This window comes from Nonomuraea sp. NPDC003201 (genome assembly GCF_053590415.1).
This window is the reverse complement of record NZ_JBSFTC010000065.1, coordinates 21,687-44,706: the sequence shown is the minus strand read 5'-3', so window position 1 is coordinate 44,706 and position 23,020 is coordinate 21,687. Positions and strand designations below refer to the sequence as shown.

Below are 23,020 nucleotides of genomic sequence, written 5' to 3'. Positions count from 1 at the left end.
CGCCGGTGCCCGCCGGCGCCCGCGCGGTGGCCGCCCCGATGCCCGAGGAGGCCCCGGTGACCAGGACGTGGGCGTCGGCGAGCCTCATGGCCGCCCGGCCGAGGCGTCGGTTCGGGTGCGAGCATCGGCCCACCTGTTTCCGTGACGATGCGTGACGTGGCGTACAGCCGTGTGCTTTCCACTCCCGCGCCGTCCCAACCGGCCGGACGCCCCCGGCACTGTGGACGCTGCGTCAAGGAAGTGTGGACTCCCGGGTGACACCTCCCCCGCGGCGACGAGGGATACTGGCCGCGATCTCGCACCACAGACCCCTCAGGAGCGCAGCACACGCGTTGCCAGGCAATCTGCTGACTTTCCGTCAACGGACCCGTGCCGTGCCCCCTCTACCGTTCTAAGAGGAATTCATGCGTCTGTTCCGAACATTAAACGCCACGGCCGCGGCACTGATGGTGATGGCGGTCACCGCCTCCCCCGCCGCCGCCGCGCAGACCCCGACGTACGACTTCCACAAGCAGGTCTTGTGGGCGTCATACGGGAGCGGGGAGACGAGGACCTGTTTCCGGCTCCCCGCCGTGGTGAAGACCAAGAACAACGTGCTGCTCGCTTCGCCGAGAAGCGCATCATGAGAAACTGCAACGACCACGGCCCGTTCGACGTCGTCATGCGGCGCTCCACCGACCACGGCCGCGAATGGGACGACAGCACCACGGTCCTGCGCAGCACCACGGGAGCGGCCCTCCAGGGGAATGCGACGGTCGTCGCGGACTCCACCGGACCCGTGTTCCTGTTCACCACATCCGAGCCCACCACGGACCAGCACCTCCCGCGCACCCCGAAGGTCCAGGTCAGCACCGATGATGGGGCGCACTGGTCGGATCCGAAGGACCTGTCGAACGTCATCAAGGCCCCGGCGGGGGCCGGCGACTGGTTCGCCACCGGTCCCGGGCACGGGATCGAGCTGACCCGGGGCGCTCATGCGGGACGATTGCTGGTGCCCGTGTACTTCACCGTCGGCACCCGGCAGAGCGTACGGCTCATCTACAGCGACGACCACGGCACGACCTGGAAGACCGGCGCGACCGCCACCTACGACCAGTCCGTGCTGGAACTCGGCGAGCAGACCTTGGTGGAGCGGACCGATGGCAGCGTCCTCGTGATCGCTCGCAACGGCCAGGTCGACGACCCGACCTCCGTCCACGGCATGGCCCAGGCGGTGAGCACGGACGGGGGCCTGACCTTCGCCGGCGACTTCCGCGTCAACTCCAGCATCATCGCCCCGCCGACCCACCCCGCGCTGCTGCGCCAGCGCTGGGACGGCGGCCCCTACAGCCGCATCCTGCTGTCCGCGCCCGCCACCCCCAAGACCGCCGGCAACAACCCGGTGGGGATGAACGTCCGCTCCTCCTTCGACGAGGGCGCGACCTGGCAAAACTGGGACGGCAACGTCAACAACGCGGGCCTGCGCATCGACAACGACCACGGCGGCTACTCGGACATGGTGCTCATCGGCAACGGCGCGATCGGCGTCCTGTACGAGGCGGGCGTGATCCGCTTCCGCGACGAGATCCGCTGGAACTGGTTCTGGGAGAGCGCCATCGGCCTGCGCTGAGGATGCCGCTGCCGTAGGTGGCGCCGCCGTGGATCATCACGAGCAGGTTGGGCAGGCAGCCGCCGCCGTAGCCGATCACCGGGCCTGTTGGGTGCGAGAAGTTGGTCATGGTGGTTGACCTGTGGCTATGCGGCTCGAGCGTGGTGTGGGCTCGGGCATTGCGCCTGCCGATAACCACATCCGCCCAGGTCATAACTCTGCGATGGCTTCGCTTGGCGACGCGAGCTCCAGCCACCAGGAAAGGCGAACGCGTGCGGCATGATGATCGGCCGTGCTCCTTCGCCTGACCTATCTCACAGGGCAGCCGGGTTCGAGCCCCGGATCGTGCAGGAGGCCGTGGGAGATGCAGACCATTGTGGGGCTGGTCGCGGCGGGGCTCGGGGTGTCGATCGTGCCGGAGTCGGTGGCCCGCCTCCGCCGCGGCGACGTCGTTTTCCGGCCGCTGTCACCACCGACCCGCGTGGTGACCCTGGACCTGACCTGGCGCACCGGCGACCTCAACCCGATCGTCCATAACGTCCGGGCCCGGTTCCCTCCACCCCCAGCCCCTGCCTAAGGGCTTGCAGAGGGAACCCCCGGCTTTCGAAACTCGACATTCCGATCCCGAAGAAGACCGTCGATGTCATGCCCGCCGCAGACGCGTGACCAGGCACAACACCCACGCCCAGCGACATGTCACTTCGGCGTGCCCGCAGGCGTTTCCGTGGCTCGCAGCCCCTGTGGCGCTTTCCGACCCACCGTCCACAGCCAGGCCGGCGAGCGCGGTCCGGCCTGAGGGCCGGGGGCGAACGTTTCCCGATAGATGATCTTTCGCTCGCTTTTACGGACGGGTTGATTGGCTGACCACGACCGTGATCTTGATCGCCAATCTGAGGAGTGACATGGGAGTCGAGCGAACGGATTCCGGCGTGTCGCGGCGCCAGGCGTTGCGCGCCTCAATGACAGCGGCCTCCTCCGCCCTGGTGGTGACCCAGACGGGAGCGACACCGGCCCGGGCAGGAACGGGGGTGGCCCAGGCGGGCGCGGACTCCGGGGCCGGTGCGGTCGTCGCCGGTCCGCGTGGCCAGTTCGCCCACAACGTGCAGGTTGTCGGCTACACCGACATGGATCATCGGCCGGCCTTCAAGCTCGCGATCCGTCGCGTGGGCGATCGGTGGTACCTGTACACCGGTCACTTCTGGCACTCGGGCTGGAGCGTCGTGGACGTCACCGATCCGCGGCGGCCGGAGGTGGTGGCGTTCGTGCCGGGGCCGAAGGACACCTGGACGCTCCAGGTCGATCTGCACGGCGACATCATGGTGACCGCGCTGGAGCAGATCTTCCCCAATTTCGGCGGCGATCCCGGGGCGTCTTTCGAGGAAGGGATCTACATCTGGGACATCAAGGACCCCGTACGCCCGCGACGGCTCGGCCATTACACGACCGGCGGCACCGGGACGCACCGCAACCTCTATCCGGGTGGACGCTACGTGCACGTGGCGGCGGGCGCGAAGGGATTCCGCGGCAACATCTACACCATCGTCGACATCGGGAGCCCGTCCCGGCCCAGGGAGGTGGGTCGGTGGTGGGTGCCAGTGCAGCGGGACGGCGAGAAGGGGACGCCCGCCGCCGAGCTGCCGCACACGCACGGCTTCTGCTGCGCGAACGGCGCGGACGTGTCGCTGCACGGTCCTCCGTACGTCACCGGCAACCTGGCCTACCTGCCCTACGGCGCGGCCGGGCTGGTCGTGCTGGACATCTCTGACGTGACCGAACCCAAGCCGGTCGGCGGCCTGAACTTCAGTCCGCCCTTCCACTCCCGCTTCGGCGTGCACGGCGTGCTCCCGATCCCGGACAGGAAGATCGCCTTCGCAAACTCCGAGGACGTCTCTTACGGCAAGGGCGCCGCCCCGCACGCCTCCATCGTGGACATCTCCGACCCGGCCAACCCCTGGCTGCTGTCCCTGCTGCCGACACCCGAACCTCCACCCGGAGCGCCGTACGCCGACTTCTCCGGTAGGGGCGGCTGGAGCGGGCCGCACAACATCAACCACCACCAGCACCACCCGGACGTGCAGAAACAAGGCGACCTCTTCTACGTCGCGCACTTCAACGCGGGGCTGCGGATCTATGACGTCTCCAACACCCGCCTGCCGCGCGAGGTCGGCTACTTCGTACCCCCGGACCCCGTCCGCAGGTACGGCCCGATGCCCGAGGGGGAGTTGGTGGCCCAGACGGAGGACGTCGTGGTGGATACCCGCGGCTACATCTACGTCTCCGACAAGAACCAGGGCATCTACGTCCTGCGCTACATCGGTCGCGGCAGGGACTGACGGAGCAGGTCGAGGAAGCGACGGGCGGACGGTTCGAGGTGTGCCGCGCCCAGATGGCCGAGGTGCCGATGCCGAAGCGCCCGCTCTCGGTGCGCCGGTGGACCACGCCCGGATGACCCGGGTTCCGCACCGCTACTGCGAGCGGACCGGCTGCTTCGAGCACGTCACCCCTTAGGCATCTACGCCGGCCTTTACATGGCTTTTCGGTGTTCGTTGATTGTGTGTTGACCCGCACCTTGTTGATCCACTTCTTGGAGTGTCATGAAGCTGAAGACCGTTCTGACCGCGGCGACCGTGGTCGCGTGCCTGTCCGTGCTCACATCGCCCGCGGCCGCGAGCGCCGTCCCGCCCGATCCCGCCCCCGGCGGGCCGCAGCGTCCCTACGAGCCCGACGTCGAGGGCACCAAGAACATCGATTCGCTGTCGGTGACGGCGACCCGCGGGGCCGGCCGGAGCGTGACGATCGCCTTCGACCGGCGCAGCCGGGCCGAGACGGGGAAGGTTCCCGCCGGGGCGCGGCGGTTCGTGTTTCTGTTCGACCGGTCGGTGAGCTTCAATCCCGGTGCCTTTCCCACTTGCGCACGTACCGTGATCGAGAAGCAGGGGGCGCAGGCGTGCCCGGCGGGGTCGCGGATCGGCGGCGGGCTCGGGGAGTCCGCGGACGGGCAGTCGCAGGAGGTGCTGGCCTTCAACACGCGGGTGGGGCCGCTACCCGGGGTGCTGGTGGTACTGCCCACCTCCGGGGTGATCCTGGAGCAGACCTTGGAGCGGGTCTCGGACCCGTACCGCAAGGACTACCGGTGGGTGCTGGACGAGATCCTGCCGCCCACGTCCGTGCCGCCGCAGGAGCGCCCCGGGACCACGCGGTTCCAGCTCTCCTTCGGCGCCACCCGCCAGTACCAGGGCCGTACGACCGGCTTCGCCGAGACTGTGGCCGAGCCGGGCGACACGCTGACCTTCGGCCTGTGGAGCGAGTTCGTGACCGGCCAGGTCGTCCTGCCCACCGCCCGGACGCCGCTCATGGCCGGTGCGGATGGCGGGCGATGAGCCGGGCCGTGCCGTCCCGGCGATCGCTGACGGAGACGGGCTACTCGCGAGCGCCGGCATCATCAAGATCCGCGCCGGAGTCGAAGGCACCATCCGGCAAGCCGTCGCCATCACCGGCATACGCCGAGCCCGTTACCGCGGACTCCGCAAAGTCCACCTCGAACACGTCATCGCAGCCACCGCCCGCCTGGTGGAACGGCCACCCTCTCGATCGCACCCGAACCAGCCACCTCGCCCGCCTCGACCACGCTCTCACCACCTGAACCCGAGTTAGCCAGCAGGGTCTTGAGTTATCGGGGTCCAGACCGACTCGGCGGTTTCGCCGCTCGGCTCAGGCCGGAGTTGGCCACCGGTGATACATACCCGGTAGAAGATGCCGACATTCTGGTGCTCGGACAGGCCGGGCAAGCGGTCGGCCGCGGGGAGCCGCTCGCCCTTCGGTCCTACGTGATGAGCGAGCAGAACCCGTCCGTCCTCGATGCACAGGCCATGACCGCGAACGTGGACACCAGACGCCCACGCCGCCGATCGAGCTGAAACTCAGCGCACCGACTTGATCGGCATCACGAGGAACGCGGACGCCACCCCGGTCACCACCATCGCCAGGTAGAGGGTGGTGAAGCCGCCCAGCGAGTTGATCAGTACGCCCGCCAGCGCCGAGCCGAAGACGTACGGCAGGACGTTGGCGATCTGGATGACGCCCAGGTCCTTGCCCCGGTGCTCGGCCTTGGGCAGCACCTGGGTGACCAGGGCCTGGTCCACCGCCTGGTAGCAGCCGATACCGACGCCGAGCAGGACCGCGCCGACGATCGTGGAGGGCAGCGTGTACCAGAAGGCCATCGAGACGCCGGCCACGCCCACGCAGAAGGAGGCGAGGAAGACCATCCGCTTGCGCTTGAGGGTCCTGTCGGAGATGCGCCCCGCGGGTACGGCCACCGCGCACACCGCGACGGTGTAGATGAAGGTGACGACCAGCGTGGTGGTGTCGGGGTCCACCCGGACGGCGTCTTTGAGGTACTGGTACATGAACAGCAACCCGAAGGCGTTGGAGAGCTGGATCATGAAGCGCTGTCCGAACGCCCAGGCGAAGTCGCGGTGTTTGAAGGGCGAGACCAGCCCTGACAGCAGTTCGCGCGGGTTCAGCGGCGGCCGTTCGGCGGCCGTCAGCCTCACCCCGCGGGTGCGCAGGGCGAACGGGATGGCGAGCAGGATGACCGCGATGCCCAACCCGGCGTACGCGTTGAAAATGCCGGTCAGCAGCACGCCGACCATCGCGATCCCGGCCAGCGGGCCCACGGCCTGCGCGACCGCCTGCATGCCGGAGACCGTGGCGCGCTGGTTGACGGGGACCTCGTCGGGAACCGCCGCCAGCAACGAGGTGAGCAGGCAGTTGTAGCCGATCTGGAAGACCGACCAGGCGATGACCAGGCCCAGCATGGTGGTCTGCATGCCCTGGACGAAGTAGGCGCCACCGGCGAGGATCGCGCCGGAAATCACCCAGATCTGCCGCCTGCCGCGGCTGTGCAGCGTCCGGTCGGAGAGGACGCCGACCAGGACCGAGACGATGATCGCCACGAGGGAGGCGGCCATCCCCGCGTAGCTGGTGATGGAGACGGCGAGGGCGCTGTCGCCGCCCGCGATGGCGTTGGCGTGACGGGGGAGGAGGATCTGCTGGCTGGCGTAGTAAGCCAGGAAGGCGCCGAAGATCGACATCGTCCAGTAGCTGATCCACCGGCCGGTGGCCGGCTGCTGCGGTTCGTCCAGGGCTGAGCGTGCTGAGGTGAGGGTCATCGCGGTCTCCTAGGACAGCCCGACGCGGAGGGCTCCTGCGGCTTCGAACATGGCGGCACTGGCGGCTCGCCCGACACCGGTGGCGTTGACGAACGCGTGGATGAGTCCCCTGTGAACGCGCAGCGCGGTGGGGACACCCGCTTCCCGCAGGCGTTCCGCGTACCGGATGCCCTCGTCGCGCAGCACGTCGAATCCGGCCACGGCGACGTAGGCGGGGGGCAGCCCGGTCAGATCCTCTGCCAGGAGCGGCGAGGCCCGGGGGTCCAGTGCGGCGTGCTCGTCCGGCAGGTAGTGGGTGCGATACCAGTCCATCTGGGCCTCGGTCAGGAAGAAGCCCTCGGGGAACAGGGTGTAGGAGCGGTGCTTGGCGGACATGTCGGTCCACGGGAAGAACAGCAGCTGGAAGGCGGGCGCGGGGCCGCCTTCCGCGACGGTGACCTGGGAGACCACCGCCGCGAGGTTGCCGCCCGCGCTGTCGCCGGAGACCGAGATCCTCGACGGGTCCGCGCCCAGCTCGCCCGCGTGTTTCACGGCGTGGCGGAAGGCGGCGACGCCGTCCTCGATCGCCGCGGGAAACTTGTGCTCAGGGGCAAGCCGGTAGTTCACCGAGAGCACGGCCACCTCGCTGTGCTGGGCGAGGAATCGGCAGACGGAGTCGCAGCTGTCGGTGCTGCCCACGACGAACCCACCGCCGTGGAAGTAGACCAGCAGGGGAGCGGGGGCCGTCAGGCCGTACGGCCGGTAGAACCGGGTGGGAACCTGGCCGTCGAGCACCAGCTCCCGGACCTCCGCCATGGGGATGGGGGGTCCACCGAAGATCCCCGCCTCCGCGTCGGTCTGCGCGCGGCCCTGGGCCAGCGGGAGCTTGTCGAAGGTCGGTCCGCTCAGCTTGTCGAGCAGTCGCAGGATCAGCTGTGTCTCCGGATGGAGGTGCTGGTTGTCGATCTGAACGGGCTTGCCCGCCGCCAGTCGCTGGAGCCCGACGGGCAGCGCCCCGGCCAGCCTGAACAGGGCGGTCGCGGCCCGCTCGATGAGGACGTCTTTCATGCCGATCACCATTCTTCGGACGTTTGTCCAAAGTAGGGTGAGGTCGGACGATTGTCCAGACTTGATTAGAATGCTGATCATGGCTAACCGACCTGCCACGCACCGCGCCAGCGGCCTGGCCCGGCGCGAAGCGCTCCTTCGGGCCACGGTCGAGATCGTCGCCGAGCGGGGCATCGGCGGCGCCACCCACCGGGCGATCGCTTCCCGCGCGGGCGTTCCGCTCTCGACCACCAGCTACTTCTTCGGCTCCCTGGAAGAGATGATCACCGAGGCGCTGCAGGGGGTCGTGGAACGCTCGGTGGCTCGCATGAACGCCCTCGTCGAGCGGCTGGTCAACGAGCCGCTCAGCCGGCGGGAGGTCGTCGAGCGCTACGCCGACGTGCTGCTGGCGATTCCGCGTTCGGAGGTCGTCGCCCAGTTCGAGGCCTACCTCGACGCCTCCAGGCGTTCGGAATTGGAGCAGGTCGTGCACGGCGTGCTCGCCTCGTTCGAGGAGGTCGCCCGCCGTTCTCTCGCGGCCGAGGGAGTCGAGCGGCCGGAGGAGGCGGCACGAGCCTTCGTCGCTCTGGCCGACGGTTTCGCCCTGGCCCGGATGGCGCGGCCGGAGCCGCAGGCGGATCGGCGGGCGCTGGTCGAGGGCATGAGCGCGCTGCTGGTCGGTTACCTGGCGTCACGGGGTCCCGGAGAGGGGACCCCGTGACGGGAGGCGTCAGGCGGCGTCGAGCGCAGCGGTGATCTTGCGCTTCATGTCCGCGACGGTAGGGCCGGGCTGGCCCTGGTGGGTGCGGGCGGCCGCGTCGACCGCGACCAGGACGGTGCCGCGGAAGTTGCCGGCCTCCGCCGTGTCCTGCTTCTTGAGCAGGAGCATGGCCTCCGTGAGGGCGGGCAGCACCTGATCGGCGATCGCGGCCACGGACTTGCTGGCCAGCTTCATGTCCTTGGGGTACTCGGCGAGGACGTGCCCGATCGGGCCGGTCGCTGAGGACAGGGCGATGGAGCCCTCGGTGGCGGCCTTGTGCGGCTTGCCTGCGGCGTCAATCGTTATCTTGGGTTGTTGGCCTGTTCTCCCAGGTCAGAGCGCGATGGTCTTGTCAGGCACGTAAGGCACGTGGACCGGCCTCGAAGGCACGTTGCGTCGAAGGCCATGCCGTGGGTGTTCGGCCGAGTTCGCGATGCTCATCAGGGCCGAAATCGGCGTGAGGGCTGGTCTGGGCCGGCCGCTGCGTCGCCGTCGTCGTGCTGCGGGGTCGTGTTGGGCGGCGCTGCGGGCGGAGGTTTCCTCGCCGAGGCGGACGTAGCGGCCGAGGCTGCCCAGGTCTTGGCGGCGGTACTTGGCCTGGAGTTCGGGGGTGGTGCGGCCGGCACGGCCAGGAGGTCGCGTCCCAGGTCGCCGCCGTGTGGAACAACTGACCGTACGTGGCCGGGTCATTGGCGGGAGGTGAACCGGCGTCGCCGGGTCAAAGCCGTGGCCACCATGTGGCCCGACCCACCGCCCAGGCCGGCGCCGGGATGGGTGGAGGCCCCGATGTGCCAGAGCCCGCCGACGCCGGTCGCATGCCGTCCCGAGGAGGGCAGGGGGCGCCACAGGTAGCTCTGGTCGAGCTCGCTCGCGCCGCCGTACGGGTCGCCGCTGACCGCGTTGGGATTGCCGGCGGCGAGCTGGACGGGGGTGATGACGTCCCGGGCGAGCACCTTGTCACGCAGGTCGGGGGCGTGCCGGGCGATGCGGTCGAGCACCCGGTCGGCGTAGCCCCCGGCCAGCTCGGAGGTCCAGCCCCCGGAGCTGTCCAGCTCGCCGGCCGCGTCCCCACGTGGCGCGAAAGGCACCTCCTGGAGCTGCAGCCAGAGCGCCGCGGCGCCCTCGGGCACCCGGCCGGGGTCGAGAACGTACTGCTGGCCGACGACCACCGTGGGCCGCCCTGGCAGCAGGCCCGCCTCGGCCTCCGCGCATGCGATGCCGGTGCTGCCCGAGCCGTCGGCCAGGTGGACGAGCGGTATCCGGCCAAGCCGCTCGTCCCGCCAGCCGAGCGGCCCGGACAGCGCGACGTGGATCTGCATGGCCGCCCGGCCGTACCTGAAGCGGGTGGCCTCCTCGCGGAGTCTGGGGTTCACCGATCCTTCGGGGAGGAGGCCGCCGTACAGCGCGCTCGGGGTCACGGAGGCGAGCACGGCACGCCGAGCGCGGATGACGCGGTCGCCTGCCGCTACCCCGGTGGCACGACCGCCGTCGACGATCACGCGATCGACCATCGTGCCGGTCTCCACCTGGACGCCGAGGGCGTCGAACAGCGACCGGAAGGCGTCGAGGAACCGCCCGGCACCTCCGGCGACCACCGGCAGCCCGAACCCGTGCAGGGTCGCGGCGAAGAGCGGCAGCATGAAGCCGCCAGAGGCGTGGTCGGGTGAGAGCCCGGCGTGCAGCAGCCACGGGGCGTAGAGGTGGTCGACCTCGTCCCCGCGGAACCGCTCGCGGGCCCACGCCCGGCCGCTGGTGGCCACCGAGCGCAGCCATCCCTCCAGCCCGGTACGGCCGCCCGAGCGCATCAGGCCCGCCGCATGCCGGAGCAGGGCGGGGGAACGGAGTTCAGCGCCGAGCAGCCCGCCGATCGGCTTCATGGCCCCGCCGAGCCGATTCAGGCAGTCCAGGTAGGCGTCCCGGTCGGCCTGGTACGCGAACCCTTCGGCCGTCCGCACGGGGTCCCGGTGGGCCAGCGTGACCCGGCCGTCGTCGGCCACGCTGGCCGTAACCCAGCCGTCGGTGTTGCGGTATTCAAGGCCGTGCCGGTGCAGCAGCTCGCCGAGGCTCGCGTACGCGCCGCCCGACACGAAGAGCGGGTGCCAGGAGGAGTAGGTGTCGTGCAGGTAGCCGGGGAGGGTGCGTTCCTCAGTGGCGATGAAACCGCCTATGTCCTGGTTACCTTCGACCAGGGCGACCGTCCAGCCCGCCTTGGCCAGTTCGGCCGCGGCGACGAGACCGTTGATCCCTGCACCGACGACGACGGCGTCCACTTCGTCCATCAGTCGCTCCTCCGTTTCATAACTCCTCGTCTTGGTACATCTACGCCATCGCCGGCAAAGAGATCTCCTTGTTCGTGATTCGCGCCGCGGCTTTGAGCGCCGGTGGGCGAGCGCGTGGCGGCCTGGCGGGCGGCTGCCGGCCTGGCAGGCGGACGCGGACGGGCGGCAGGGGCTGTGCCGGGCGAGCCGACGAAGGAGGCAGGCGGGGCGACAGGCGGGCCGGCTCCGAGGGCAGGGGGTGACAGGAGGGTCGGACGTAGCCGACCCGGATCGCGTTCGAGCGTGCCGGCTTCGAGACCGTGGCGCCGAGCTGGGAAGGCTTCAACGCCGCCAGGCTTGAGCAACTGCGCTATGTCGCCGTCGATACCGAGACGGGCCAGTTGGCCGGCTGGGTGGCGGCCTCCCGGGTTTCGGCCAGGCCCGTCTACGCCGGCGTGGTCGAGCACAGCATCTACGTCCACCCTGGCTGCCAGGCGCAAGGGATCGGCCGTTCCCTGCTGGAGGCGTTCGTCGCAGCCGCCGAGGACGCGGGCGTGTGGACCATCCAATCCGGGGTCTTTCCCGAGAACGCCGCCAGCCACGCACTACACCAGGCGCTTGGCTTCCGGAAGGTGGGAGTACGCGAACGCATCGGATGCCACCACGGCGTCTGGCGCGACGTGGTCTTCATCGAAGGCCGCAGCCCGGCTTTCTAAGCCGCCGGCATGGCGGGAAGGCCGCGCACAACGGCGAGGACGCGGATCACGCTCGCGGGTATGGCCGCGGCCAGAGGCCACACCGGGCCGGTCGAGAAGCGCAGCGCTCCGGTCACCATCAGGCCGTCCAGCAGGATCAATCCCAGCGCGCCCGCGATCACGATCACGCGCGTCCGGTGGTAGGCGCGTGGGTACAGGGCCGCGGCGATGAGCAGGCCGGCGACGGTCAGCAGCGCGACGCCGTACAGGACTTTGATCGGTGTGTGCACGGGCCAGGTCCACGCCTGGCCCGCGATGAGCGTCGCGGCCCAGATGGCGGCCATGATCGGGCGGGTGACGAGCAGCGTCAGGGCGGTGCGCCGCCAGGGCGAGGCGCGGCCGAACGCGGTCATGATTGTCTCGGCGTCGCCGAACTCGGCGATGGCCGCCCGGGCGGCGACGTCGGGATCGCCGTGGCGGCGTTGCTGATCCTCGTAGGCCTCGTACAGCCCGTCGGCCAGTTCCTCGACCGCTTCGGCGGGCAAGCGAGCGGCCAGGATGTCGAGCTGTGCGGCGATCAGCTCGTGGCCGGCCATGGCCGTGTCCCCAGCGCTGCGGTGATCGCGGTGGCGAACTCCTGCCAGCCGGTGCGTTCCCTGCTGAGTGCGGTGCGGCCGGCGGTGGTGAGTTCGTAGGTGCGGCGGCGGCGCCCGCCGACGACCGACCAGCTGCCGGCGATGAGCCCGGCGCGCTCCAGTCGGTGCAGTGCCGGATAGATCGTGCCGGTGGGTAGGTCGATGCGGCCTTCGGTGGCTTCCCGCAGAGCCTCTTTGACGGCGTAGCCGTGGCGCGGGCCGTCTTCGAGGGCGGCCAGCAGCAGCCCGTCGAGGTGTCCTTTGAGCGCTTCCGCTCTCATAGGTAGTAACGCTATATCGGGCCTTGGCGGGCGGCAACGGTCGGAGTAGCGTCACTATAGGTAGTAATGCAACGCATGGCGGTGTGTGGTGGACATCCTCGGCATCCCGGTCCCTGACGCTGGTCCGGTCTTCCTGGCCGCGCTGGCCGTCCACATTCCCGTCGGTCTGGCCTGCGTTGCGAGGGTGCGGGCAGCCTCGGCGATCGAGACACCGTCGCCGACCAGGCGGCCTAGGGTGGCCAGCTCGGCGAAGCCGATCACGCGCGGCCGGCCGGTCTTTTCTTGCCGGACAGCGTGGCACCGGTGGCCTCGCGGCGCTTGGTGGCGGTCATGCCCTCGGACTGGTGCTCGGCTCGCAGCTCCGGTTCGTATTCCGCGGCCGCGGCCAGGACCGCGAACATGAACCGGCCCTCTTCGGTGCCCAGATCGAAGTTCGCTTCATCTCATGCACCATGACGATCACGCGCCGGTGCGGGACGGCCTGCTTGAGGGTGCGGGCGTACTCCATCGCCCGAGTGAACACCGGCCGCGTTGCCGGGGAGCATGCGCAGGATCAAGTCGACGGCGTCCTCCGAGTGGACTCCTGGAGTCAAGACTTCCTGTAAGAGCAGGCCGCGGATCGCGGCAACGGCGACAGTGGCCATGGTCAGCGCTTCCCCGGTGTCGTGCCCTTCGCGTTCCGCGAGTGAGGCCAGCATTTTGGTCAGGTCGTCGAGCGAGTCGATGAACTCGCGGAAGTCCTCCGGCCTGTACGCGGCCAGTCCTACGACGTGGAAGAAGCCGCGGACACGCGACAACTGCTCCGGGCGGGTGTAGGTCCGGTAGATCGCCACAACGAGGTTGGTGAAGGTGCCCTGCTGGGCGGCTGCGAAAAGGGCCTCGTTGTCACGAGATCGCTGTGCCTTGAGCATGGCCGCCAGGACGCCCGGAAGTGACCCGAAGTGGTATCGCAGGAGGGCGTGGCTGGTCTCGGTCCGGGCGGCGATCTCGCGGAGCGACACCTCCGGTGAGGGAAGGGCCTCGTCGAAGGTGTCGAGGAGCCGGGCCAGGAGGCGCTCGCGTGCGTCGCCTTTGCGTTCCGTGGTTGACAGGATCACTCCTACAGTTTATCCATTGGAAAAGATTGCTGGTGGCGCCGTGTTGCTTCGTACATGGTCGCAGTCAGCTCGCGACGGCGGAGGGAACGACTCGTGGGACGTTTGCAGGTGGTCGGCGCGGCGGTCGCCGACGGGACGGGGCGCGACCCCATAGACGTCGACGTCACCGTCGAAGACGGGCGGATCACCCAGCTCGGGGCCTCCGGCGACGAACCCGGCGAGCGGCTCGACGCCAGGGGACTGACGATGACGCCCGGCCTGATCGACGCGCACGTTCACCTGGGCCTGTCGAGCCCGATCCAGCCGCAGTTCTCGTTCCAGATCAGTGCCGCCGAGATCGCGGCGGACATCTTCGCCACGGCCGGCGCAGCGCTCGACGCCGGCTTCACGACCGTCCGGGACACCGGCGGGATCGACGGTGGCGTCGTCACCACGATCGCGAAGGGCAAGGTCAGGGGACCGCGCGTCCTGTCGTGCGGACCGGTGCAGTGCCAGATCGGTGGGCACGGCTACTACGGAGCCGACTGGGAACCCACCGAGCTGTGGAGTGGCCATCACCTTCCGGGTCTGTGTGCCCTGTCCATGATGTCGGGCAACGCGGACGAGCTGCGAGGCAACGTACGTGAGGCCTTCCGCCGCGGAGCCTCCTTCCTGAAGCTCTGTGTGACCGGGGGAGTGGTCAGCGCTCACGACCGGCTGACCGACACCCAGTTCACCGTGGAGGAGATCGCCGTCGCTGTGCAGGAAGCCACGGCACGGGGCACTTACGTGACGGTTCACGCCCACAACAATGAGGGCATTCGGAACGCGGTCGAGGCCGGGGCGCGCTGTGTCGAGCACGGCACCGACCTCGATGAGCCCACGGCCACCTTGATGGCCACGCGTGGGGTCGCCCTTGTGCCCACGTTCGCCGTCGTCGAGCGACTGCTGCACGACCCCGCGGAAGCCGGCCTCGGCGAGTCGGTCCGCGATCGTGTGCTGGGTGTCCGCGAGCGGATGACCGAGGCGCTCGCTGCCGCCAAGGAGGCCGGAGTGCGGATCGGGCTGGGTTCCGATCTCATCGGTCCGGCTCAGGACCGTCGCGGCAAAGAACTCAGCCTCCGCGCAGCCCTCGAGACGCCGATGGAAGCGCTCGTGGCGGCGACCCAGACCAACGCCGAGATCCTCGGCCTGTCCGGCCAGGTGGGTGTCATCACTCCCGGCGCGCAGGCAGACCTCGTTCTTTGGAACGGCAACCCGCTCGAAGACCCAGAACTGTTCTCCGACCCCACCAACGCCGTCCTCGTGATCCAGGCCGGCCAAATCGTAAAGGACCTCAGATGAGCACCATGTGGCAGGGCTGCCTCGCCTACACCGACTACTTCGAGATGCGCTCCAGCGGTGGGCACGACTACGGCGTCTGGGTCACCACGCCACCGCGTTACGACCCTGCCACGGCGCAAGCGCCTGTCGTGTACGTGCTCGACGGCAATTGGGCCGTGGGCATGACCGCCCCACTCATCGTCACGCAACTGGACCCCATGCAGTCGATTCAGCCCTACGTCCAAGTCAGCGTGGGTTACGCAGGCGAGGAGGCAGAGCACTGGGAGCGGTTGCGCAACCGCGACCTCGTGCCCCCCGGCGAACCCATCGCGAAGGAGTACATCGATGCGGTGGAGATGGGGGTCGAAGCGGGCGCGATGACTCGCGAGCAAGCCGACGCCTACCTCGCTGAATTGAGCGACAGCCGCGGGGATATGTTCCTGAGCTTCCTTACCGACGACCTACACCCGCGGATCGAAAGCGACTACGGCACAGCCCCGAGCGGTCACGGCCTCTTCGGCTATTCCTACGGCGGACTCTTCAGTCTCTACGCCTGGCTCACCAATAGCACCTTCTTCGAGAGCATCGGCGCGGGCAGCCCCGGCATTGTCAATGCAGACAGTCAGGTCTTCGCTCGTCTTGAAGCAATGGGTGACACCCTGCCTGCTACCAAGCTTCACGTGACCTTCAACGACCGAGAGATCCTCGGAGACGTGGCGGTCTACCAGAATCTCGCGAAGAACGCGGCCACGTTCCTTCACCGCCTCACCTCACGCAGCGGATCCGTCACCAGCGCACTCATGCACGAAACGCACGTGACTGGGCTGCAGGCCTCGTTCCTCAGTTATCTCAGGACCTGCCGTGCCCGGTAAGCGCACGGACGTCGTGGTGATCGGGTCGGGGGTGATCGGCGCGTCGGTCGCCTTGGAACTCGCCCGCCGTGGCTGGCATGTGACGGTGGTCGACAAGGCGGGGGGCGCCGGCCACGGCTCCACGAGTGCGTCCAGCGCGGTGGTGCGGTTCAACTTCTCCACCGCCGCGGGCGTCGCCACCGCCTGGGAGGCGCACTTCGGCTGGAGGTCGTGGGCGGAGCACCTTGGCCGCGACGTCGGGCCGTTGGCTCGGTACGTACGGTGCGGGATGGCGATGCTGGACGTGGACGTGGCTCCTCGGTCGGTGTACCTGCCGTTGTTCCAGAACGCGGGTGTCCCGTTCGAGGAGTGGACGAGTGCGGACCTGTCGGAGCGGATCCTGGGTGTCGACGTCGGCAGATACTGGCCACCGAAACGTATCGACGACGACGAGTTCTGGGCCGAGACCGAAACCACGCTGGGTGCCGTGTACACACCTGATGCGGGGTTCGTGAACGATCCGCAACTGGCGGCGCAGAATCTGGCCGCCGCCGCGCGGGCACACGGTGCCGAGTTCCGGTTCCATACGTCGGTGCGCGGGATCGAGCGGGCTCATGGCCGGGTCACCGCGGTGACACTCGCGGACGGGAGCAGGATCCCCTGCGGCGTGGTGGTCAACGCCGCAGGCCCATGGTCGACCCGCATCAACGAGCTGGCCTCGGTCGGATCCGACTTCACCGTGGGATGCCGGCCGTTACGGCAGGAGGTCGCGCACGTCGCGGCCCCCGTGGGTTTCGGCGCCGACAACCGCGCCGGGATCTGCGTCGCGGACATGGACCTGGGTATCTACCTGCGCGGTGAGGCCGGCGGGGGACTGCTGGTGGGTGGTACGGAACCGGAATGCGACCCGCTGCAGTGGGTGGACGACCCGGATGCCGTCACCGCGCATCCGACGACGGCGGTGTTCGAGGCCCAGGTGACGAGGGCTGCGCGACGGCTACCGGCGTTGGAGATACCGAATCGGGCTCGCGGAGTCGTGGGAGTCTACGACGTCGCCGACGACTGGACGCCGATTTACGACCGTACGGAGCTGGACGGGTTCTACGTCGCCATGGGGACGAGCGGCAACCAGTTCAAGAACGCGCCGGTCGTCGGCAAGTTCCTCGCCGCGATCATCGAACAGACCGAGAACGGCGTAGATCACGACGAACGGCCGGTACGATTCGTCGGCGAGCACACCGGCCTGGCCATAGACCTTTCGGCGTTCTCCCGCAAGCGTCCCCGCGGCACCGGGAACTCGGGCACAGTCCTGGGCTGATGCGCCTTCTTGGCACCTCGTCCACTAATGTCATCCGCCTGGGATTCGTCTGCTGAATCCGTACGGTGTCGGTTGTGGCGCGTCCAGGACCGTCCGCAGTGGAGATCCACTTATCCTGGCGGTGTCCGGTCGGATGAGGAGCCGTGGCCGGTGCAGGACCTTGCCCGGCGACAAGGTCAGAAGCGCCCTCGGGCAGCAGTCGTACTGCGGCGAACGTGTTCGTGACGGTGAGACAAGCCAGGCGAAGAGGCACGGTCGATCATTCTGCCGCTTGTTTACACATGCGCTCCTAGCGACTGTTTCAAAAGGTGGGCTCGTCGTGGATGAGCAGGTCGGCCTCACGGTACAACCCGCGGCCACGGCGATTGCACTGCCAGTGACCGCCGGACAGCCATCGCCGTCCTTGAAGCGGCGCTCCAGCAGGGCGCGACAGCCGGGGCAGGCCGGCCATGACGTCGTCAACGCCGGCGCTGGCGACCGCCGTTCCGAAGCGCTTGCCTGCCTCGTTGGCCGTGGGCGAAGGTATCGCCAACGGCCCTGGCCTCAGGCGTGCCGATGGCGCGGGAGCTGAACAGACCAGCACCAGCGCCGATATCGTCGTGGCGAAGAACCCTACAGACCACAAACAGACGAATAAAGCCGCAGGTCGCTACCGCTAGTTTCTGCACTCAGCCTCCCCCAGGCCGAAAGCACTGAGGCTGAAAATGCGGAGAGTTCGTCAGAGTCCCCACAGGCGCCGCTCCCATGGGGATCACTGCCGGGATGCCTGGTCGAGTTCGTCGGAAAGCAGGTGCTCGGCGACGGCGGAGTATCCAGCGGCAGTGCTATGGGAGATCCCGAAGACCCACGACAGGCGGCGCGGCTCCGCCTTCGCGGCGAGGGCTTCGTGGAGGATGCGGTCCCTTGCGTATCCGATCGACGCCGCATCCGGTGCGGTTCATCCGCAGCGTCACGGATTGCTGGCTGATTGGGCCGGCGCCGTGGGCGGTCTTGTCACTGATGAGGACGTGTGGATTGGAGGGTGCGGCCAGGTGATGCGACGGTGGCGGAGCGCTCTGTGGCTGAGGTCGCCCAGTCGCTGACGACGGCCCCCAAGGTGATCCGCCGGTTGGCCAGGTCGAGGTCATCGAGCGTCAGGCCTTGGACGGCTCCGGTACGAGCGGCGTTCTCGGCCGCCAGGGCGATGATCACTCCTCCGGCGAGGTTATCGGCCAGCTGCTCGATGGCCCGAATCTCCTCATCAGCCATGGGCAGTGGGGCGAAGTCCGCCGGCGACCCTTCAGCCCGGTCGTCGGGTTGCGGAAGATCAGGCAGCGCTTCTTGGCGAATCCGAACAGCGACCTCAAGGGTGCTGGTCGCCGTGGCGACGTCGTAAGCCACTGCGAGCAGTGTCACATGGGTGTCGGGAAACCTTCTGATCTCGACACCCCTCAAGGTAGAAGCCGGCCTATGGATCAGCCGTCTGGCGGTAGGGCACGTTCGAGAGCGCAGGGCCCTGATGGGGAGCCGGGGTCGGTATTGGCGAGCAGGGTCAGGCTGGTGACGAGGCTGGCGGCCTCTGGGGAGGCGAGCCGGTAGCGGACGACGCGTCCGAACCGGTGGGAGGTCACCAGTCCGGCCGAACGCAGTACGGCCAGATGGTTCGACATGTTCGGCTGGGTGACGCCCATGCGGCCGGTCAGTTCGCCCACGGACGCTTCTCCCTCGGCGAGCGTCTGCAACACGGCGAGCCGCACCGTGCAGCTCAACGCGCGCCCGATCGCGGAGAGCCGATCGTTGCTATCCATCAGTGTCAGATGATACCTTCCGCGACATATCAGTGGTGAGTGATGTATCCGACGGGAAGGCAGGGTCATGGTCAGGAATGCCGTCGTCACAGGTGCCGGCAAGGGCATCGGGCTGGCCATCGTCACCGCGTTACGCGACGAGGGATACCGGGTCGTGGCGGGAGCACGGACGATCAGCTCCGAACTCAGGCAGGTCACCCCGTTCGCTGTCCCTGTGGACCTCAGCACGCCCAGCGGGCCCTCTCACCTCATCGACACGGCCATGGCTGAACTCGGCGGCATCGACCTGCTGGTCAACAACGTCGCCGGCACCGCAGGCCCGCACCCGGGCGGGTTCCTGTCCATCTCCGACGACGACTGGCGGCACGCCCTCGACCTGACCCTGTTCAGTGCCGTACGAGCCAGTAAGGCCGCGCTACCCAGCATCGTCGAACGCAAGGGCCACATCATCAACATCGGTTCGGTCACCGCCCGCCGCCCGGCGGCCCAGCTGGTGGACCTCTCCGCTGCCAAGGCAGCTCTGGCCAGCCTGGGCAAGGCCCTCGCCGAGGAGTTCGGCCCCCAGGGCGTCAGAGTCAACACCATCTCGCCCGGACCAGTACGTACCGCGGTGTGGACCGAACCGGGTAGCACCGGGGACGCGCTCGCGAAGAAGGCCGGCATCTCGCGCGAACAGCTGCTGGACTCCCTGCCCGCCACCCTCGGGATGTCCACCGGGCACATCACCGAACCTGCGGAGATCGCTGCCCTGGTCGTGTTCCTGGCCTCCAGGAAGGCGCCCAACATCAACGGCTCCGACCTCGTCATCGACGGTGGCCTGCGCAAAGAGTGGTAGCGGTCAGGACAGCAGGACCGCCAGGGTTGGTGGTGGCCCGTGACGCCGGCGCCCATGAAGGCAGACGCCGCCGATCTTGAAGACGCCCCCGTCCGGGGAACGTCACCGGGATAGACACTCGAACCGGCGGTTGGGCAAGTGGTGACGCCGCGGGGCAACTGGCGAGAGGTCGTCGCGCTGATCGCCTCACTCAGCCCGCTGGCGGGTTTCCTCTTCGCCACCGCCGCCTTCGGCAACGAGCCGGCCGTCCTGGGCGCGCTCGCAGCCGTCCTGCTGAGCGGCCTGGCCGCGGCCCTGCCGATTGCAGCGGTGCTGAGCCGTCGCCGGGGCGGCTCCACGACATGAAGGCCCGCAGCCCAAGTACGGTTCGAAGGTGAGCCGTACGGGCTCCCGCAGGCGCGGAGTCGCTACCCCGTTGGTGCTTTGCGTGCTCGGCCCCGAGAGGCTGGCCTCCGTGGCGGGGTGCGGTGGCCAGAGGTCATCTTCGAGAAGGCACGGATCGGCGTGCATTGACACGTGGGCTGCGGCGTGGCGAGGTCACGGGCCTGCGCTGGGTGGACGTCGACCTGGGGCGGCGTGAGCTCACTATGGCGCATCAGTTGGTGCACCCCGAGGAGGGGCTGGTCTGGTGTGAGCCGAAGAGCGCGGCCAGCCGGCGGACGTTGGCACTCGATTCGGAGAGCGTGCGGCTGTTGCGCCGGCTTGAGTGTGCGCAGCGCCGGCTGCCGGGGGAGGGCGGTCACCGGCCAGCCCGATCTTCACCTTGGGGAGCGGAGCGCCGGTGCAGCCGAGCTATCTCACGCACCGTTTCCACAAGCTGGTGGCGGCCAGTGGGTTGGCGCCGGTGCGGTTGCACGACTTGCGGCACGGAGCTGCGACGTTGGCGCTGGCGTCGGGGACAGAGTTGAAGGTGGTGCAGGGCACGCTGGGGCATGCCGGCATCGTGCTGACCGCCGACACCTACGTCTCGGTGCTGCCGCAGCTGGATCACGACAGCGCCAAGGCGACCGCGCGGCTGGTGCTGAAGGCGGTGCGGACGACCAACCGTAAGATCGGCAAGACCCGGGAGGCGATGTGACTCACATGGGGCTCACTGTGACTCACGATCAGACGACGCGACTACAGATCCGCGTAAAGCCGCAGGTCGGCGTGGTAGGGCGGGTGGGACTTGAACCCACGACCCACGGATTATGAGCGGGTGCCCCTGCCGGGTCACCGACTCGTAGCAGAACCCGGTGACGACCACCAGCACGACCACCGCCGCGCACCAGGCGGCGACCCTGCGCAGCGCTCGGGCGACCACAGCTCTCTTGGACACGTCACGAATCTAGGGACGCGATCGCCCTGCCGGCCCATCCTCCAGGACGAACCGCCTGCGGGAGGGGACGCCAGAGAACCTCATCCATCAGGATGAGACTCTCCTCTTTCGTCACCGCGCCCACCCGGTGACGGCGAGGTGGGGTCACGGGAGGTCGACGCGGGTGACGGAGAGGGTGCCGTCCGCGCCGAGATCGTTGAACAGGACTGCTGAGCCGTCCGGGGCGAAGACCGGGTGGGGGTGGGCGGGGTGGCGGGTCGCACGGGTGCGGGCGAGCGGCGTCGTACGGCCCTCCACCAGATCCACCAGCAGCACGTCGGCGATACCGTCGGCGCCGTCCCAGCCCTTGCCGGGCCGGTCCGCAGGTCCGGTCGTGTCGACCACCGCGAGCGTGCCGTCCCGGCTGACGTCGCAATGCCAGTAGCGGTCGCCGCGCGACAGCAGGCGTCCTGAGGGGTCGTCCGGTGACGTCCAGTACAGGCCGCGCGGCTCGGCCGGGCTGACCCCGTATGCCACGACCACCGCACCCACCGCGTGATGCGCCCACCGCTCGTGCCCGAAGTGCAGCCCCTCCGGCTGCTTGAGCACGCACCGGCCCTCGGGCATCTCGACGGCGTGCTGCGCCCACACGCGATCGGGCACGGTCTCGGTGGGTCCTTCGTGGGAGAAGCCGATCCACTCCTCGTCGGCAGGGCAGTAGTGGGCGTGGTTCGCCCACCAGTCGCGGGTGTGCAGTTCGCGAACGCCTCCCGTGTCGACGTCCATCTCGAGCAGCGTGTACGCCCCCGGCGACTCCTCGGAGAACAGCACCCGCTCTCCGGACACGCTGATGCTGACCAGCCCCTGCAGGGTACGGCCCGCCGGGGCGCGATACACGGTCTCGGGCTTGGCGGCGTGATCGGCGAGGTCCACGAGGTGCAGCGCGTCGTCCCACATCGCGGCCAGCCGTTCCGTCGCACGCGCGACGTCGAACCAGACAGTCCCCTCCTTCGCGCTCCCGTCCGGCAGCCCGCACACCTCTCGCATGTCCGCTTCGCCGGGGTTCCGCCACGCCACGCTGGCGAGCCCGGTCGCCAACCGGTCGGGATCCCAGCGGGTGACAACCAGCCTCTCTCCGCCGGCATGGAAGCCGTTGGCGTGGGGGTACGTCAGGTGCGCGCCCGTCGATACGTTCATCCCTGAATCCTTCCTTCGTGGGTGTTCACTAAGCTGCGTGGATGGATCGTCAGCCGGTCACGACAGCGCGGCGGGCTGCCGGCTGGGCCCAATATCTGACGCCGGCGCCGGAGTCCTTCCGTCTCGGCCTCGTGTGCCTCGGTGTCGGCGCCATCGAGGGAAAGATCGTGTCGCAGCCCGACCGTGCCCTGGAGTCGTACGCCGCCGTGCTGGTGACCGGGGGGCGCGGCTGGTTGCGGTGGGACGGCCACCACCACGACATTGTCGCGCCGGCCATGTTCTGGCTCCCGCCGGGCGTACGGCATGCCTACGCCCCGGACCCGCAAGGATGGAGCGAGTGGTGGGCGCTCTTCGACGGTGACGCGACCCAGGTGTACGAGCGATTCGGTTACATCGATCTGGACCATCCAGTGCAGCGCCTGCACGACACCGGTGCGCTCGAGATCGCCTTTCGCACGCTGGCCAGGGTGAGCCGGCCGGACGATCCGCGCAGCGACGTGGAGGCGGCCGGCGCGATGCACCAGCTGATCAGCGTTGCCTACAAGTCGATCTCCGCGGCGGGGCCGGCCCAGAGCCCGATGCTGCGTTCCCTGCAGAGCGACGCGTACCGGCCGGTGTCCGTGGAGGCTCAAGCCGGCCGCCTCGGCATGTCGGTGACCGCGTTCAGGAACGCCGTACGGCGCGCCGCCGGCTGCAGCCCCAAGGAGTACGTGCTCCGGCTGCGGCTCAACCGCGCGAAGGAACTGCTGGTGAGCACAGACCTGCCGGTCGCCGCGGTCGGCAGGCGCGTCGGGTACGACGATGCCGGTTACTTCAGCCGCCTCTTCACGCGCAGGACCGGGACCGCGCCGAGCCGGTTCCGCGAGAGCCAGCGTCGGATGGGTGGAGCCCCGCAACCCTAGCCGCCGGAAAGTCCATCCGA

At 68.9% G+C, this 23,020-nt stretch carries 25 protein-coding genes; 14 read left to right on the top strand and 11 right to left on the bottom strand.

Annotated features, from left to right (window positions below):
• The first annotated feature begins 452 nt into the window (after nt 1-452).
• The 5 genes from ACWDX9_RS23630 to ACWDX9_RS23610 all read left to right on the top strand — a co-directional run bounded on the left by ACWDX9_RS23630 (nt 453) and on the right by ACWDX9_RS23610 (nt 4,968).
• Nucleotides 453-626, top strand: a complete 174-nt coding sequence (locus ACWDX9_RS23630) for a hypothetical protein (protein WP_449957351.1) — start codon at nt 453-455, stop codon at nt 624-626.
• A complete protein-coding gene (locus tag ACWDX9_RS23625) occupies nt 623-1,609 on the top strand; it encodes a sialidase family protein (protein WP_449957350.1) in 987 nt (328 codons plus the stop codon). Before ACWDX9_RS23630 ends, ACWDX9_RS23625 begins: the two co-directional genes overlap by 4 nt.
• Nucleotides 1,610-1,952: 343 nt before the next feature.
• A complete protein-coding gene (locus ACWDX9_RS23620; RefSeq protein ID WP_449957348.1) occupies nt 1,953-2,165 on the top strand; it encodes a LysR substrate-binding domain-containing protein in 213 nt (70 codons plus the stop codon).
• A gap of 325 nt (nt 2,166-2,490) precedes the next feature.
• Entirely contained in the window at nt 2,491-3,921 is a 1,431-nt protein-coding gene (locus tag ACWDX9_RS23615) for an LVIVD repeat-containing protein (protein WP_449957346.1), read from the top strand.
• 261 nt (nt 3,922-4,182) lie between these two features.
• Nucleotides 4,183-4,968, top strand: coding sequence for a hypothetical protein (locus ACWDX9_RS23610; RefSeq protein WP_449957344.1), 786 nt, complete (start codon nt 4,183-4,185; stop codon nt 4,966-4,968).
• 540 nt (nt 4,969-5,508) lie between these two features.
• Here the strand turns inward: ACWDX9_RS23610 and ACWDX9_RS23605 are convergent.
• Both ACWDX9_RS23605 and ACWDX9_RS23600 read right to left on the bottom strand, forming a co-directional pair.
• Nucleotides 5,509-6,759, bottom strand: coding sequence for an MFS transporter (locus ACWDX9_RS23605; RefSeq protein ID WP_449957342.1), 1,251 nt, complete (start codon nt 6,757-6,759; stop codon nt 5,509-5,511).
• Nucleotides 6,760-6,768: 9 nt separating this feature from the next.
• Entirely contained in the window at nt 6,769-7,806 is a 1,038-nt protein-coding gene (locus ACWDX9_RS23600) for an alpha/beta hydrolase (protein WP_449957340.1), read from the bottom strand.
• A 79-nt stretch (nt 7,807-7,885) separates the two neighbouring features.
• On the opposite strand from ACWDX9_RS23600, the gene ACWDX9_RS23595 reads away from it, so the two are divergent.
• On the top strand, nt 7,886-8,506 hold the full coding sequence (locus tag ACWDX9_RS23595) for a TetR/AcrR family transcriptional regulator (protein WP_449957338.1): 621 nt from the start codon (nt 7,886-7,888) through the stop codon (nt 8,504-8,506).
• Nucleotides 8,507-8,515: 9 nt separating this feature from the next.
• On the opposite strand, the gene ACWDX9_RS23590 is transcribed toward ACWDX9_RS23595, so the two are convergent.
• Together ACWDX9_RS23590 and ACWDX9_RS23585 are read right to left on the bottom strand one after the other, a co-directional pair.
• Nucleotides 8,516-8,740, bottom strand: a complete 225-nt coding sequence (locus ACWDX9_RS23590) for a hypothetical protein (RefSeq protein ID WP_449957336.1) — start codon at nt 8,738-8,740, stop codon at nt 8,516-8,518.
• Nucleotides 8,741-9,231: 491 nt separating this feature from the next.
• Nucleotides 9,232-10,824, bottom strand: coding sequence for a phytoene desaturase family protein (locus ACWDX9_RS23585; RefSeq protein WP_449957334.1), 1,593 nt, complete (start codon nt 10,822-10,824; stop codon nt 9,232-9,234).
• A 299-nt stretch (nt 10,825-11,123) separates the two neighbouring features.
• Here ACWDX9_RS23585 and ACWDX9_RS23580 point away from each other — a divergent pair, with 299 nt between their 5' ends.
• Nucleotides 11,124-11,519 carry an N-acetyltransferase family protein gene (locus tag ACWDX9_RS23580; RefSeq protein WP_449957332.1) on the top strand — a complete coding sequence of 132 codons (396 nt, stop codon included), beginning with the start codon at nt 11,124-11,126 and terminating at the stop codon, nt 11,517-11,519.
• On the opposite strand, the gene ACWDX9_RS23575 is transcribed toward ACWDX9_RS23580, so the two are convergent.
• The 4 genes from ACWDX9_RS23575 to ACWDX9_RS23560 form a co-directional block, all read right to left on the bottom strand.
• Complete coding sequence (locus ACWDX9_RS23575) at nt 11,516-12,094, bottom strand: hypothetical protein (RefSeq protein ID WP_449957330.1); 579 nt, start codon at nt 12,092-12,094, stop codon at nt 11,516-11,518. The two genes, ACWDX9_RS23580 and ACWDX9_RS23575, sit on opposite strands and share 4 nt — an antisense overlap.
• Nucleotides 12,076-12,414, bottom strand: a complete 339-nt coding sequence (locus ACWDX9_RS23570; protein ID WP_449957329.1) for a PadR family transcriptional regulator — start codon at nt 12,412-12,414, stop codon at nt 12,076-12,078. Before ACWDX9_RS23570 ends, ACWDX9_RS23575 begins: the two co-directional genes overlap by 19 nt.
• 257 nt (nt 12,415-12,671) lie before the next feature.
• The gene (locus tag ACWDX9_RS23565) at nt 12,672-12,839 is read right to left on the bottom strand and encodes a hypothetical protein (protein ID WP_449957354.1); all 168 of its coding nucleotides are present in this window, start codon (nt 12,837-12,839) and stop codon (nt 12,672-12,674) included.
• Nucleotides 12,840-12,857: 18 nt separating this feature from the next.
• Nucleotides 12,858-13,511 carry a TetR/AcrR family transcriptional regulator gene (locus ACWDX9_RS23560; protein WP_449957327.1) on the bottom strand — a complete coding sequence of 218 codons (654 nt, stop codon included), beginning with the start codon at nt 13,509-13,511 and terminating at the stop codon, nt 12,858-12,860.
• A gap of 93 nt (nt 13,512-13,604) precedes the next feature.
• On the opposite strand from ACWDX9_RS23560, the gene ACWDX9_RS23555 reads away from it, so the two are divergent.
• From ACWDX9_RS23555 to ACWDX9_RS23545, 3 genes are read left to right on the top strand one after another with little or no spacing between them, the layout of a single operon-like run.
• Nucleotides 13,605-14,834, top strand: a complete 1,230-nt coding sequence (locus ACWDX9_RS23555) for an amidohydrolase family protein (protein ID WP_449957325.1) — start codon at nt 13,605-13,607, stop codon at nt 14,832-14,834.
• Complete coding sequence (locus ACWDX9_RS23550) at nt 14,831-15,685, top strand: alpha/beta hydrolase (protein ID WP_449957323.1); 855 nt, start codon at nt 14,831-14,833, stop codon at nt 15,683-15,685. Before ACWDX9_RS23555 ends, ACWDX9_RS23550 begins: the two co-directional genes overlap by 4 nt.
• On the top strand, nt 15,675-16,982 hold the full coding sequence (locus tag ACWDX9_RS23545) for an NAD(P)/FAD-dependent oxidoreductase (RefSeq protein ID WP_449957321.1): 1,308 nt from the start codon (nt 15,675-15,677) through the stop codon (nt 16,980-16,982). The genes ACWDX9_RS23550 and ACWDX9_RS23545 overlap by 11 nt, the downstream gene beginning before the upstream one ends.
• A 993-nt stretch (nt 16,983-17,975) precedes the next feature.
• On the opposite strand, the gene ACWDX9_RS23540 is transcribed toward ACWDX9_RS23545, so the two are convergent.
• Together ACWDX9_RS23540 and ACWDX9_RS23535 are read right to left on the bottom strand one after the other, a co-directional pair.
• Entirely contained in the window at nt 17,976-18,362 is a 387-nt protein-coding gene (locus tag ACWDX9_RS23540; RefSeq protein ID WP_449957319.1) for a hypothetical protein, read from the bottom strand.
• Between the two features lie 74 nt (nt 18,363-18,436).
• A complete protein-coding gene (locus tag ACWDX9_RS23535) occupies nt 18,437-18,769 on the bottom strand; it encodes an ArsR/SmtB family transcription factor (protein WP_449957317.1) in 333 nt (110 codons plus the stop codon).
• Nucleotides 18,770-18,836: 67 nt separating this feature from the next.
• On the opposite strand from ACWDX9_RS23535, the gene ACWDX9_RS23530 reads away from it, so the two are divergent.
• From ACWDX9_RS23530 to ACWDX9_RS23520, 3 genes are all read left to right on the top strand, one after another.
• Nucleotides 18,837-19,604, top strand: a complete 768-nt coding sequence (locus tag ACWDX9_RS23530; protein WP_449957315.1) for an SDR family NAD(P)-dependent oxidoreductase — start codon at nt 18,837-18,839, stop codon at nt 19,602-19,604.
• A gap of 138 nt (nt 19,605-19,742) precedes the next feature.
• A complete protein-coding gene (locus tag ACWDX9_RS23525) occupies nt 19,743-19,949 on the top strand; it encodes a hypothetical protein (RefSeq protein ID WP_449957313.1) in 207 nt (68 codons plus the stop codon).
• 361 nt (nt 19,950-20,310) lie between these two features.
• Nucleotides 20,311-20,682 (top strand): tyrosine-type recombinase/integrase, encoded by a 372-nt coding sequence (locus tag ACWDX9_RS23520; protein ID WP_449957311.1) that lies wholly within the window; start codon nt 20,311-20,313, stop codon nt 20,680-20,682.
• 384 nt (nt 20,683-21,066) lie between these two features.
• On the opposite strand, the gene ACWDX9_RS23515 is transcribed toward ACWDX9_RS23520, so the two are convergent.
• Nucleotides 21,067-22,098, bottom strand: coding sequence for an oligogalacturonate lyase family protein (locus ACWDX9_RS23515; RefSeq protein ID WP_449957310.1), 1,032 nt, complete (start codon nt 22,096-22,098; stop codon nt 21,067-21,069).
• Between the two features lie 41 nt (nt 22,099-22,139).
• Here ACWDX9_RS23515 and ACWDX9_RS23510 point away from each other — a divergent pair, with 41 nt between their 5' ends.
• The gene (locus tag ACWDX9_RS23510) at nt 22,140-23,000 is read left to right on the top strand and encodes an AraC family transcriptional regulator (RefSeq protein ID WP_449957308.1); all 861 of its coding nucleotides are present in this window, start codon (nt 22,140-22,142) and stop codon (nt 22,998-23,000) included.
• Nucleotides 23,001-23,020: the final 20 nt, after the last annotated feature.